10 protein-coding genes and 2 pseudogenes are annotated in these 13,443 nt (G+C 56.7%); 2 read left to right on the top strand and 10 right to left on the bottom strand.

Features of this window, described 5'->3' with window-relative positions:
• The first annotated feature begins 135 nt into the window (after positions 1 to 135).
• Both GCT13_RS17715 and GCT13_RS17710 read left to right on the top strand, forming a co-directional pair.
• Positions 136 to 612: a PaaI family thioesterase gene (locus GCT13_RS17715; protein WP_152760281.1), complete on the top strand. Its 477-nt coding sequence runs from the start codon at positions 136 to 138 to the stop codon at positions 610 to 612.
• A 269-nt stretch (positions 613 to 881) separates the two neighbouring features.
• The gene (locus tag GCT13_RS17710) at positions 882 to 1,772 is read left to right on the top strand and encodes a FadR/GntR family transcriptional regulator (protein ID WP_087740326.1); all 891 of its coding nucleotides are present in this window, start codon (positions 882 to 884) and stop codon (positions 1,770 to 1,772) included.
• Between the two features lie 185 nt (positions 1,773 to 1,957).
• Here the strand turns inward: GCT13_RS17710 and GCT13_RS17705 are convergent, their stop codons facing one another.
• From GCT13_RS17705 to GCT13_RS17660, 10 genes and pseudogenes are all read right to left on the bottom strand, one after another.
• Positions 1,958 to 2,905 (bottom strand): BKACE family enzyme, encoded by a 948-nt coding sequence (locus tag GCT13_RS17705; RefSeq protein WP_227746888.1) that lies wholly within the window; start codon positions 2,903 to 2,905, stop codon positions 1,958 to 1,960.
• A 196-nt stretch (positions 2,906 to 3,101) separates the two neighbouring features.
• Complete coding sequence (locus GCT13_RS17700; protein ID WP_143811233.1) at positions 3,102 to 5,264, bottom strand: N,N-dimethylformamidase beta subunit family domain-containing protein; 2,163 nt, start codon at positions 5,262 to 5,264, stop codon at positions 3,102 to 3,104.
• Between the two features lie 267 nt (positions 5,265 to 5,531).
• Positions 5,532 to 6,236: pseudogene (hisM, locus tag GCT13_RS17695) on the bottom strand (histidine ABC transporter permease HisM); the annotation flags it as partial.
• A complete protein-coding gene (locus tag GCT13_RS17690) occupies positions 6,233 to 6,919 on the bottom strand; it encodes an ABC transporter permease (RefSeq protein ID WP_087740330.1) in 687 nt (228 codons plus the stop codon). The gene GCT13_RS17690 and the pseudogene hisM, both read right to left, overlap by 4 nt.
• 46 nt (positions 6,920 to 6,965) lie before the next feature.
• On the bottom strand, positions 6,966 to 7,733 hold the full coding sequence (locus tag GCT13_RS17685) for an ABC transporter ATP-binding protein (RefSeq protein ID WP_087740335.1): 768 nt from the start codon (positions 7,731 to 7,733) through the stop codon (positions 6,966 to 6,968).
• 184 nt (positions 7,734 to 7,917) lie between these two features.
• Positions 7,918 to 9,165, bottom strand: a complete 1,248-nt coding sequence (locus GCT13_RS17680; RefSeq protein ID WP_235851247.1) for a Zn-dependent hydrolase — start codon at positions 9,163 to 9,165, stop codon at positions 7,918 to 7,920.
• A gap of 87 nt (positions 9,166 to 9,252) precedes the next feature.
• Positions 9,253 to 10,032: a transporter substrate-binding domain-containing protein gene (locus tag GCT13_RS17675; protein ID WP_087740331.1), complete on the bottom strand. Its 780-nt coding sequence runs from the start codon at positions 10,030 to 10,032 to the stop codon at positions 9,253 to 9,255.
• Positions 10,033 to 10,108: 76 nt separating this feature from the next.
• Positions 10,109 to 11,452: an aspartate aminotransferase family protein gene (locus GCT13_RS17670; protein WP_087740332.1), complete on the bottom strand. Its 1,344-nt coding sequence runs from the start codon at positions 11,450 to 11,452 to the stop codon at positions 10,109 to 10,111.
• Complete coding sequence (locus GCT13_RS17665) at positions 11,449 to 12,357, bottom strand: dimethylarginine dimethylaminohydrolase family protein (protein ID WP_160111885.1); 909 nt, start codon at positions 12,355 to 12,357, stop codon at positions 11,449 to 11,451. Before GCT13_RS17665 ends, GCT13_RS17670 begins: the two co-directional genes overlap by 4 nt.
• A gap of 668 nt (positions 12,358 to 13,025) precedes the next feature.
• Positions 13,026 to 13,443, bottom strand: a pseudogene (locus GCT13_RS17660) (IS6 family transposase); the annotation flags it as partial.

Here is a 13,443-nt window from a genome sequence, read left to right as displayed (position 1 = left end):
GGACGCGTATCTGAAGCCTGACGCCGATGCGGCCTTCGACATCACCAACGTAAAACATTATAATGATTTCTCTGATTTGCCAAAATCAAATTTTTTGGAGTGCATCGGACCCTTTGCGCTCACCTGGAGGATGGTATGACACTTGATATGGTCACCCGGCAATCCAACGAAGGAACGGCCGAATGGTTACAGCGCCTACAGACCCGTGGTGGATGGGTGTCTCCGATCTACGAGACGCTGAAGATCTCGGTCGTTCAAGCGCGCTCTGGATCCGTTCTGTTATCGATGCCGGCATCGTCGGTTGCAGGTAATCCCACCGGAAAGCTGCATGGCGGCGCGCTCGCCACGATACTCGATTGCGCCATGGCGCTGGCTGTGGACTCGGCTCTTGGCGCCACGCAAGTATCTGCGACCGCCGAAATGTCGGTTCGCTTCCTGGGAGCTCAGGAGGCTAACGGCTCGACCGTATTGGCCAGCGGCTCGGTGACCCAGTTGGGGCGCCGCCTCGCTTTCGCTGCCGCCGAGGTGGTCGACGAGTCTGGACGGCTGCTTGCAAGCGCGGCCGGCACGTTTGTCGTGAACGAAGTAAAGCTCACACCGACGCCAAACTGATCAGGTTGGTCGCACCATCCGCTTCGCGAGGGCCGGGAAATCTCTTTCCGTCCGCCGGGGATTCCCCATCGCGGCAGCGGCAAGCGTCCTGTTGAGCGGCACGTTCGTTTGATTGCATAGATTACAATTGGTGTCATTCGAGCGTTTCCTTCTCGCGCCGGCGTCGCGGCGATTATCGCGCGCGCCCCTAACGGCCGGTTCGGATACGTTGTTCCTGTGTCAAGGCGGCACAAGCTGCGGCCAGACCATTCGGGTCCGAGAGTCACCACATGTCAAAGATGATTAGACGAACTACAACACGCTCCTCGGCAAGCCTGGCCCAGTCGGCCTCACGCTCGGCAACCACGGAGCAGTCCCGCGTCGTCCTGCCCAAAAGTATTACTGCAAGATCGGGGCGGACTGCGATGCGACAGGCGCGTTACATCGCAGAGGACATCAGGGCAATGATTATCCGCGATAATCTGAGTCCAGGCGATCGGCTGCCGAGCGAGAAAGACCTGATGGCGACTTACGGCTCGGCAAGAGCCACGGTACGGGAAGCGCTCGCGATTCTGGAAAGTCACGGCCTCGTCGAAGTTACGCCCGGGAAAAACGGCGGCGTCAGTCTTGCGGATATACCCACGGACACCGTATTACAGGGACTGCAAACTTATCTCTATTTCCGCAATCTCACATGGCAACACATTTACGATGCCCGGGAAAGTATCGAACCTGAAATTGCGCGTTCGTCGTGCGAATCTGTGACACCGGACGTCCTGCAGTCCCTCGAGAATACGGTCGAACTCTGCCGTGCGGGACTCAGGGGTGAACTCGACCGACGCGGACATAAGAACGCGGAAATAGATTTCCACGAAATCATAGCCAGAAATTGTCCCAATCCGTTGCTTCGATTCGTCGGCTTGTTCCTGTGCAGGGCGGAAAGGGAGATGATTGAAGACCTGCTCACGTTCGACGACGAGGATTCGTCGCTGAAGGTGATCAGGGAACACGAGGAATTGATTGAAATGTTCCGCCGTGGGGATGTTGAGCATGTGCATTCGTTGATGCATCGCCATCTTCTTGGAATGGCGGAGTCCATCGAAAGCAGGCGTGAAAGGCGTAACGGCGGAGCACATGATGAACCGCCCGTAAAGCGGCAGAAAGCCAAGGCAACCCGTTGAGAAGCAGCCAACCCTGTTGCACAGGCGCTGCGGGACCTTACGGTGCTTGGTCGGTTGGCGAGCGCTATCGCTTACCGACCTTGTTGACCTTGTAGCGGCTCCGGTCCAGTTTGTGGAGGATTCGCGCATGGCCTCGGCCAGCCGGGCCGGGGCCATGTCGTTGCGCACCTTGCGATCGTAGACGCTCAAAAACTTACGTGACCTCTGCCCTTGAGCTCCAGTCGCGCTCGAACCTGGTCCGGGGTAGCTACTTCCTTACCGAGTTCTTCGATGATGCGTCGAATCTTGGACACTTGCTCAGCACTACTTTGCGCAAGTTTGCCGCGGCCTATTGTCAGGCTGTCCTCTAACCCTACACGAACATTGCCCCCGAGTAGCACGCCCATCGTTCCAAGCGGTATCTGGTGCCGACCGCCGGCAAGTACCGAGAATTCGTAGTCTCGCCCAAGAAGTCGATCCGCAGTTTGCTTCATATGGAGCAGTTGTTCCGGTGCAGCATCAATTCCGCCGAGAATGCCGAGCACAAACTGCAGGAAGATCGGACCGGTTAGCAGCCCGCGGGACCGGTAATGCGCGACAGTTTGAATATGCCCGACGTCATAACATTCAAGCTCAAAGCGAGCTCCTCGCTGAGTGCCAATGACGGACAGGATCTCCTCAATATCAGCGAATGTGTTCTTGAATATTGTCTGTCGTGACGCTTCAAGGAACGGCTTTTCCCAATCGAATTGCCACTCGTTGCGACGCTCGGCCAGCGGGAACATGCCAAAATTCATTGACCCCATGTTCAACGAGCACATCTCCGGATTAAGCTGGAGCGGTGCGGCGAGGCGTTCATCGATCGACATGGACGAACTGCCTCCAGTCGTCACGTTGATGACAGCGTCGGTGGCTGACGCTATTTGCTCGACGACACTGCGGAAAAGATCGGGGCTCGATGACGGCTGACCATTCAGGGGATCCCTGACATGAAGATGGATGATGGCCGCGCCAGCTTCCGCAGCCTGAATAGCATGCGCAGCAATGTCCTCGACCTTGTATGGCAGATATGGTGAAAGTGACGGTGTATGGATAGATCCCGTGACTGCAGCGGTGATGATGGTAGGTCCCGTATGCATTGGCTTGTCTGACATGCTTGCCTCTAATAGCGAAAAGACGATTAGTCGAGCGACTGTTCCGCAGCAACGCAGTGGATCCTTTGTGGGCAATGCCACGAATTGGAACCAGGCCTCAGCAGCAGCTACCGGCATTTGAGCCGGAAGCCTGTGGTGGAATGAGGTCGTGCGGCCATCCCCGGATGGATGCGGTCGCCCGCTGAAACTTCCGGGACTATGCGTCGCGCCGCGTCATGCGCATCGCGTAGTTCTTCATGATCTTTGCAACGTCGTTGCAGTACCTGTTGTGTGAAAGGCTGCCGCACCAGGTTATCGACCCCACCGAAAAGACGGATCCTCCCCAACCTGTCTCGTACCAGATCATCTCGGCCTTGATCAACGACGCAAGTGGGCCGTGATCGAGCGACTCGTCATGCGCAGTGAGTGCGTCGAGCGCGGCACCGAATGCCGATGAATGCCCTTCGGATGTCGCGAGGAGAGTGTATTGCTCTGGCGAACCCGCAATGGTTGAAGTCGAGTCGAGTTCAAACCCTGCTGCACCGCCCCCCGAGAGTCCGTAATCCCCGATGATTCCCGAAGGAACGCCATCAAGCAGCCAGCCTCCAGGCTGTTCACGCGCGTGATCGTGAACGCGATAGTACGAGCCTTCGAAAGGCCCCTGCGCCGAGAATCCAATACCAACCAGCCGCTGCGGAGGTCGGCCGCTGTCACGCCAAAGGCCTCCCAGTCGACCATCGAATGCGTTATGGAGTTCGCCCGGCAAACTGGTCCAGTTCCGGATCCCGTTGTTGCCACGGCGTAGCTCAAGCGCGCCGGGAAACAGTTCGGATAGGGCAATTTTCCAGTAGAACCCGTTGCCCCCAAGATAGGCAAGATTGCCTCCCTGCTTCAGGTATCCCTCGATGGCGTCGAGTGTGCGTTCAGTGTGGTACTCAGGATGGGTGCCTGTGAGGACCGCGCGATAAGGTTCGAGCATAGCCTGACCGTGACGCTCGAGGTCGTCGTCCGTCACGATGTCAAACCCGATACCCTCGTGTTCGAGCCAGTCCAGCAGATAGTGATCTGCAATGTAGTGGCGACAGCCTGATCCGCGTGGTTCATTGAATGTCACGAAACCAGGGCGCATCGTCAGCATTGGCCGCAGACGGGTAGAAAAGGCGACGCCGCTGCCGTCAGCGTGCAGGTTGTAGGTTGATAACCCAACTTCCGGATGATCGTCCGGATTATGTGGATATGCTTGCCACGCAGTCACCTTGGCGCGGAAATCTTCATCAAAGTTACCGCGCGCAAAGTTTGCGTAAGCCTGATAGGTGTACGTCGGTATGACGATCGCGAGTTCGTGGCCCGGCCGTCCGGGACGTGCGCTCACCCAGAACGGTAGCCAGTCGCGATCAACTCCCCGGTCGTCTGCAAGTGCCATCGCGTAAGAACCGGAAGGAAGGTCGTCAGGAACAGTGAAGGTAAAGGACGTTTCCCAATTGACGTCGTGAATATCTTCTTGATGAAAATGAATCGCCGCATACTCATCCGGCGCAGCACGCCAACTGAACTCGCGGCCGGTCCAATTCGAGGAGCGAACTGCGCGCGTAGGAAGATTAACGATTCGGCCGTGACGGGCACCCGGACCGCAGTCAAATACGTCTCCCGTATCAATTCCAAGCGCGAAATCCCATGCTGCGATCACGCTCGAACCAGCGTGGATTCGCGGTGCTTCGATACGCCCATTGAAATGGAGCGTTGGCGCATCGGCGGAGAGAGCCGCGATTGCAACGGCAGGCGCGGGAGCGCTCCAACCACCGGTAGGCACGGTTGCATCTGCTTCCGAGCCGATGTAGCGCGAATCAATCGGCGTAAAAGACAGCTTCAGCTTTCGCGTCCTGGCGTCGAAACAGAGGGAAATACCCGACCATCGGGCTCCGACCGGGCAATTCGCGCGCAGATTCACAGTTGAACCACTGTCGTTGGACCAAGTTGCAGTGGCCCCCTCGCCATCGATACCAATCTGCCATCCTTGTGCCTTGTTCGAGTCCCACTGCGACATAATGCACTGTGAGCCGTTCTTTGCTAACGTCGGCAACACCCGGACAGAAATTGACCAGTCATTGTCAGGGTTAGGCCACGGTACGCCAGGTACATGAATCCAGGAACCTCGATGAATCAACTGCTCGACCGATGGTGCGTTGGTCGAATAGATGTGGCCCAGGTCAACCATACGCAAGCCAGGCCCCGCAGGATTGACGTCTGCATGGATCACTCGAACAAGTCGCGCCGTGAAGGGAGACTCCAGGCGGCTGGATACCTTGAAGGCGATGGATTCGCCGGATACGGCCGAGAGTCGATCGCTGTAACCGACCAGGTCCATGGTAGTTTTCAACATTGCGGCAACTCCTTTGATTCAAACGCGCAAGGCAGACTGCCAATAAACGCGCCAGAAAACTCCGTCATCCATTGATTAACGATTCGCTTGACGATAAAGGTTTTACGGTCACACGAAACCTGCATTTCCTACAAGTATTCCCTATTCCGAATCGCGGCGGAGATGCTTCAGAGGCCACTTTATCGGAAGCAGCGTCAGGAAATGTCCCATAAAGCGCTGACTGCGGCGTGTGGATAGACAATTCGTCACACGACCTGCACCGGTCGACCTTGGCGCGAGGAACGCCAGCCATTTTTTCTCGGCTTTCTTGAATGCACCGATCAGCAAAAATGATATCGATAGGTATATCAGCGCAGCGATCGTGAAGCTCGAGAACGTCATGTACGTCGCCGAGTTCATGTCTCGCACGACCTTCATGAGCTCCGGCACCGTTGCGGTGAAAGCAAGCGTCGTGGCATGCAACATCAGGATGATCTCGTTGCTGTACATCGGCAATGCGCGGCGAAGCATAGCCGGGATTATCACGACACGGTAGATCGCGCCTGATGACATTCCAAAGGCTCTTGCGGCCTCTATCTCCCCACGAGGAATGGCCCGCATTGCGCCTGCGAATATTTCCGTAGTGTAGGCTGAGGTACTCAGTGAAAATGCCAAAACTGTGCAGTTCATACCACTTCTGAAGAAAGCACTCAGCATGTCGCTTGCCTTCACAAATTCGAGGCCATATATTCCAGTGTAGATCAACAGCAACTGCACATAGAGTGGCGTCCCGCGGATCGCGAATGTGTATGCCTTTACCGTCCCGGAAACATATCGATTGGACGAATTTCGCGCAATGGAAAGGGGCACCGCAAGTACGAAACCAAACGCGACTGAAAGAACAAGCAACCATAGCGTCACTACCAGTCCGCTAAAGTGATCACCGTCGAAGACAAGTAGAGGTAACCAATACTGTCGAAGTAAGTCAATCATCGTGAGACGCCTCGAGCATGTCTGGAGTAGTGGCGCTGCAGCCGGTCAAGCGCGACTGTAGAAATCGCAGCCAGGACCAGATAGACACCGGCTGCAACCAGCATGAAGAAGAAACTGTTGAAGGTACTGCGTCCGGCATTCTGCGCAGCCTTGACAAGGTCTGATAGCCCGATAATCGATACCAGCGCCGTTGCCTTCACGATAACCTGCCAGTTGTTACTGATTCCAGGTAAAGCGTGCAACATAAGTTGCGGAAAGACGATCCGTTTAAATGCAGTCCAATAGGTCATCCCATATGCCATCGCTGCCTCAATCTGCCCCCGGCTGATTGACAGATAGGCCCCTCGAAAAGTCTCGACGAAATATGCTCCGTACACCAGACCAATTGTCACGGAGCCCGCCCAGAACGGACTGATGTCAACCTGCGCTGCCCCGAAGCGGTCGGTCACCACGTTCAACGCGATTTGAATGCTGTAAAACGTCAGCAACATCAGTACAAGATCGGGGACCCCCCGGATGATCGTGGTGTAGCAGGTGGACAGGAAGAAGCTTAGCCGGTTTCCGGACAGCTTGGCCGTCGCGCCGAGGAGCCCCACGAGAAACGCCACGACAAGCGATAGCAGTGACAGTCTCAGCGTCTCCAGGGCGCCATAAAATATTTCTGTGCCATAACCGCTTAGCATGCCCTGCTCCTTCTGATCCAGGAATCGCGTTGTGATCGACGTAGGTTCATTTGAGACTGCCCGAGAGGAAGCGCTGGAGTCGCGGACTTTGGGGGCGAACGAAGATCTCTTCGGGAGCGCCCTCCTCTTCTACTCGCCCTTGTTCAAGGAACATGACACGGCTTGACACTGACCTGGCAAATTCCATTTCATGTGTCACCAGGACCATCGTTCTCCCCTCTTCCGCTAGTCCCTGCATGACCCTGAGAACCCCGCCAACGAGTTCGGGATCGAGCGCCGACGTCGGTTCATCAAAGAGGAGGACGTCTGGTTCCATGGCAAGGGCACGCGCGATTGCAACCCGTTGTTGCTGCCCCCCGGACAAGTGCGATGGATACGCGTCGCAATGGGTCCGCGGCATGCCGACTTTCTCGAGATAGCGGAGCGCGCGGTCGCGCGCTTCCGAACGGCTGACCTTTGCGACACGATGCGGAGCCTCCGTCACGTTTTCCAGCACCGTCATATGCGCCCAGAGATTGAAATGCTGAAAGACCATTCCGAGTCGAGCTCTCAATCGTTGCAGCTGCTTTTTGTCTCTGACGATGAGATCACCGCGGGCGTTGGGGAAAGTTTGGATCTCCTCGTCGTGCAACTTGATGGTGCCTCCGCTGGGGCTCTCCAGGAAATTGATGCAACGGAGGAACGTGCTTTTGCCCGACCCAGAAGAGCCGATCAGGCTGATCACGTCTCCCGCGCGCGCCTCCATGGACACACCTTTGAGTACGGAATGCTCGCCAAAATTTTTCGTGATGTCGCGTATGCTTAGTGTGTTCATAAAATACTCATCCTGTGTCTCAGCAGGAAGTCTGCGTCCAGGCAGGCAGTGCTCCGCCTCAGCACCCTCGCCTGTTGAGCGATGGATACTGACGCGGCCCGGCCTCTCGCAGATCATAAGGTTGGCACTATGGCCCATCTCCTGCTGCAGCGGCGCAAGCGGAGTGTGCCAGCATCGCCGGCGACTATGCGTCGTCAACTGCCGCTGCTTCGATGATCATCTGGAGCAAGACGTTGGCCCCTGCCTCCAGGTCCTTTGGAGATGCGTTCTCGATTTCGTTATGACTGATCCCGCCCTCGCAGGGAACGAAGATCATCGCGGTAGGTGCTACGCTGGCCAGATAAACCGCATCGTGTCCGGCACCACTAAGCAGATCCATCGACGGATAACCAAGATCTGCGCTTTTCCGCCTGACCGAATCCACCAGGAAGCTGTCGAAGGGCTGAGGAGCAAAATGAACGACCTGTTCGACTTCGACGGGCAATTCACATTCCGAGCATAGCTTTCGGAACTGCGTGTCCAGTAAGTCAAGGAGCTCGGCAGAATCGGCACGAAGGTCGACAGTCATTGCCACCTGGCCTGGAATGACGTTCCTTGAATTCGGGAACACAGACATACAGCCGACAGTTCCCCGCGCGTTCGTGGAAGACCCGGTTGCGATCTGATTGACCCCTTTGACGAGGTCAGCCGCGACAAGCAAGGCATCCCGACGCAAATTCATTGGAGTTGGACCGGCGTGAGCTTCCTGTCCTTGAACCTTGACGTTGTACCATCGCTGACCCAGCGCTCCGGTGACGACACCGACCGTACAGGCCGCCGTTTCGAGAACCGGACCCTGCTCGATATGGGCCTCGAAATATGCTTTTGGCGAGTACGATGGCTCAACGCAACCTTGATAGCCAATAGACTTCAGTGCATCCTCGACTGATATCTGGTCCGAGTCTTCGCGAGAAAGCGCGTACTCGAGTGAAAAGGCCCCGCTTGCCACGCCGGATCCCATCATCACTGGAACAAACCGGGATCCCTCTTCACTCGTCCATACGACGACTTCCACTGGCGCAATGGTCCTTAGTCCGTGGTCGTTAAGTGTTCGCAGCACTTCAAGACCTGCAAGAACGCCATAATTTCCGTCGAACTTCCCGCCAGTCGGTTGCGTGTCGATGTGACTTCCCGTCATTACCGGGGACAGTTCGGGGTTCGTCCCAGGGCGGCGAGCTACGATGTTTCCGATTTTGTCGATTCGTACAGTACAACCAAGTTCGGTTGCCCAACGGACAATCAGATCCCGGGCTTCCTTGTCCAGTTGTGTCAGGGCGAGTCGACAAACTCCGCCCTTCTCCGTTGCGCCGATCTTCGCAAGGTCCATCAGACTGCGCCAAAGTCGGTGACCGTCAATTCTCAGATCAGACAGCGTCAGGATACTGTCGCTCACGTTGCACCTCTATCGCTATACATTTTCGATGCCTTCCGGTGTTTCCCGCTCTATTCAGCAGATGGAATTCTTTCTCAGTACGGGTAGTTAATTCGAGATGTCGAAGTCAACGTACTTGTGAGTGATGGTCGTGTACGTTCCATCGGACCGGATCTTTTGCAGCGCGTCGTTGATGGACTGCCTGAGACTGGGGTCGTCCTTGCGAAGGCCCATGGCGGTATAGTCAGCGATGCCATTCACCGCGATAGGTCCTCCGGCAAACTTGAACCCGCGACCCCGCTCGGTCTTGAGAAAGCCCACACCAGCCTGGATCTGCTCCACCAGAACGCCATCCAAACGGCCATTTACAAGGTCTGCGAGCGCCTGGTCCTGGTTGGCATACGGGACGACCGTCACGCCCGAATTAGCCCACTGCGCTTTTGCGATGGTCTCCTCTACGGAGCCCTGCAAGACACCGACGCTCTTGCCCCGCAGGCTCTCAGCGATGGGTTGCAACGTGCTCGCCTTGGACACCAGGAGCCGGCTATGCGCGCTGTACAGCTTGTCGCTAAAGTCGATTTCCTTTTTTCGCTGCTCGGTTGCCATCATCCCCGAGAGAATCACATCGATTTTTCTCGCTTTCAGGCTGGGAATCAGACCGTCGAAATCTCCTTCGACCCATTCACATTTCGCGTGCAACTGGGCACATACCGCGTTCCCCAGATCAATATCGATACCGACGAGCTTACCGTCAGGCGACTTGGATTCGAAGGGCGGATAGTCGGGGGATGTGCCGAACCGAATCGTCGCGATGTCCTTGGAGTATGAAAGCGACGGCAGGACAATGAAAGTAATGACGACAGCCAGCAAAACGTGAAGCTTTTTCATGATGTTCTCCGATTTTGTTTAATACAGTCAGGGGTTGATGCGCGTGATTTCCAGTTTCGCGGGTCGTGTACAGACCTCACCTTCCGAGCTCAGAAAGAGCCTCACGGGACGACCTCGCAAACTTTTCGACGATCTCAGCAAGTTCGCTATCCGTAGCAATATAGGGCGGCGCAAGTATGACCGTGTCACCCAATACTCCGTCGACATTGCCGCCAGACGGGTAGCAGATTAGTCCGTTCGCGAGCGACCTCTGCCTAACCTTGAGATAGAGTTGCTTTTCAGCGGCAAACGGTGTCTTGCGCTCCCGGTCCTCCACAAATTCAACGCCCCAGAAAAAGCCGCGGCCGCGGATATCGCCGACAGCTCCGATGTCCGCCAACTCTGCTCTGAGCATCTCGCCGAACCGCTGCCCGGCGGTCTGGACGCGTTCGATCAGACGATCCCGCTTGATAATCTTCTGGACAGCGACGCCAGCGGCGCACGCGGCCGTATGGCCAGTGAAGGTGTGCCCCGTCATCGGGCCACCGTATGCGCCGTTGATAACGTCTGCGACCTTCTTCGTATAGACGGTCGCCCCCAGTGGAATATAGCCTCCACCCAGTCCCTTCGCGATCGGCATGATGTCGGGGACCACGTCATCGAATTCCAACGCTCGCCAAGTTCCGCATCGGCCGGAGCCACACATCACCTCGTCTGCGATCATCAACACCCCATGGCGGTCGCAGACTTCCCTGACGGCCTTGGCATAGCCCTTCGGCGCAGGAACAACGCCACCTGCAGCGCCGACCACGGGCTCAAATACGAACGCTGCAACGTTGTCGGCTCCAATGCGCAGGATTTCCTGTTCCAGTTCGTCGGCGCAGGCCCTGCCCAGTTCATCCGCAGGCACGTCATTGAGGGGCCGGTACTCGTTGGCCGGACTGATCAACGACGCGGAAATGAGAGCGCCCTCGAAGGGTGCCCTGCGTTCGAGAAAGCCGGATATGGAAAGGGCGCCAAGAGTGTTCCCGTGCCATGACCGCTGGCGCGAGATAAAGCGTCGACGGCTCGAGCTGCCAAGCGCGCTGTGATACTGCAAGGCGAGCTTCAATGCCGACTCGACCGCCTCCGACCCACCGGATACAAAGACCATCGACGTGAAGTCCGGTCCACACGCCTCCCGGACAAGCTCGGAAAGCTCTTCCAGGGGGTCGCTGGTGAACAGATACCGGTAGCCATGGGCGATCTGTCTGAGTTGTGCAGCAACGGCCTCGTTGACCTCTTCATTACCATGTCCAAGACTGTAGACGGCCGGTCCAGACGAGCCATCGATGTATTGCTTCCCGGTCGTGTCGAAGACATATACGCCTCGACCATACTGCACCTTCGGCAACTTCGGAGCGGCAATCGTCGTACCGCCCTTAAATTCGACTTTGCTCATTTCGCCCCCTCGACAAGATTCCGGCGAAGCGGCATCGTCAGACAATGCGCGGCGCCGCCCTCAATGACGAATTGCTCGAGGTCAGGATCGAACACATGAAAACCCTGTGCCCGCAACGCGGCGTTGACACGAGGATTTTGTTTTGAGGAAAGCACCCGATCGTCGCCAAGGGCGACGGCGTTGGCACCCATGTTCATCACCTCGCGGTAGCCGACGTCAACCAGTTCATACCGTTCTCGCAGCCACGCGACGTCGTCCGGGTCGAGAATATCTGTGGCGCACAGCGCTACCTTGTCGTTGACAACACTGAACAGAACGTCGAGGTGCAGGAAGTACGCAGGAACCTTGACAAAGCGTGTTTGCCAGCCCGCCTCTGCAAACCATGCGGCAACCTGCTGGGCCGCCGCATACGTCGTCCGCACCTCGTTCACGCCGATGAGTACTTGACCCGGCGACAGGATCTGGACATCCCCACCTTCGAGACTTCCAGCAGTCACCTTTTTCCACACCGGAATATCAGACGAGGCGCAGAAATCGACGATCGGCCCCCACTCCCCCTGTCGCTCGGGTCTAGCCATCTGGCACAGAAGCAAGCCAAAGGGTGTCATCACGCTGCTGTCTCGCGTATAGGTTTGATAAAACAAGTGCGGGTCCTGCTCAAGAAGACGGCAGGTGACACCAGCTTCGGCAAGCGCGGATCGCAACTCTCGATGCTGGTTCATCGCGGCGGCAACATCCGCGGTCTTCCCCGCGTCCAGCGCACCAATAACCATAGTGTTTGAGCGCGCCCAATCGTAGTACATCGCATCGCACACGAGCACCTCCGTGAGGCGGCCATACTCGCTATCGAGGAATGCGTGTGCGTCTACGCCTTCTGCCACCTTTCCCGACGAGACTTGATTCATGAAAAGTTTGTCCATTGTTTCGTTAAACCAACATTTACCCGGACCGCGGATGCATCACGGCTTCGTCCTGACGACGCCGCGGCCTGAGACCTCCAATATTAATGATTATAATGATTAGCGCCAGAAGACCTTGATAGTATTTTCCCTACCCCTCACGCTCATGAGCTGCACCTTCGGTTGCAAGCAGGAGACTGTGTCCGGTGCTTCAGAGGCAGGCGGGGTTCGGCCAGGTGGTGCGGTGATTGACCGATTTAAGCAAGAACAGCCAAGTGGTGGCTCACGATTACCGTCAGTCCGGTCACTGCTGCCAACGGGTTGTCGCCGCGAATCCGAAGCCTCTAGGTGACCTAGCCGGACACGGCCGTACGCCTCGGCATCAACCTCACAAACCAGTGAATTTCGTTGCTCAGGCCGATACAGAGCTCTACGGCGCTGGAAACTGGACTGACGGCGTACGAGCTGAAGGATCAGGATGTCTGCGCGGTTTTGCTCTGACGTCCGCCCCGTTAAGCACCAGCACTTCCAGAAGCCCGGGGACAATCGCGGTAGGCGGCGGCTATGCACCTCCAAGGCGGTCGTAGCCGCACGCATCGTTGTGCTCGCACGACAAAGGGTACTGTCGCAATAAGGAAGCTGAGCGGCAAGAGCGCCGAAATATAGAGGACTGCTTATGCAAAGAGCGAGTAGAATTGCTGGACGGGAGAGAGTGCCCTATCGCCATCGTTCATCTGAGCTTTGCGAATCATATGCATTGTTTTGATTCCACCCAGTATGATGCGTGCGCAACGAAAATTCTTGAATCCCATCATTGGGCGGGTTCGACGCTTGATGGCCCGGTGATCCTGTTCGACAATGTTATTCAGATACTTTTTCTGGCGGACCCTGATGGGCACATCCCGCCTGGCGTTGATCGCTTGCAAGGCAGCCAGATTCGATCCGCTCCCCCCTGATTCGAATGTAGGTCTCGTCCATCCTCCAGCTCCTGCCGACCGTCCGTTTGCACCGTCGAAACGCCTTCTCCAGGACCGGCAACAGTTTGAGTGCCCAACGATGAACCGTCGAATGATCGACCGCAATCCCGCGCTC

It is taken from the genome of Paraburkholderia franconis (assembly GCF_009362735.1).
In the GTDB taxonomy this organism is placed as follows: Bacteria; Pseudomonadota; Gammaproteobacteria; order Burkholderiales; family Burkholderiaceae; genus Paraburkholderia; species Paraburkholderia franconis.
Note: the sequence above shows the minus strand (reverse complement) of the source record. Positions and strands in the feature narration are given on the sequence as shown.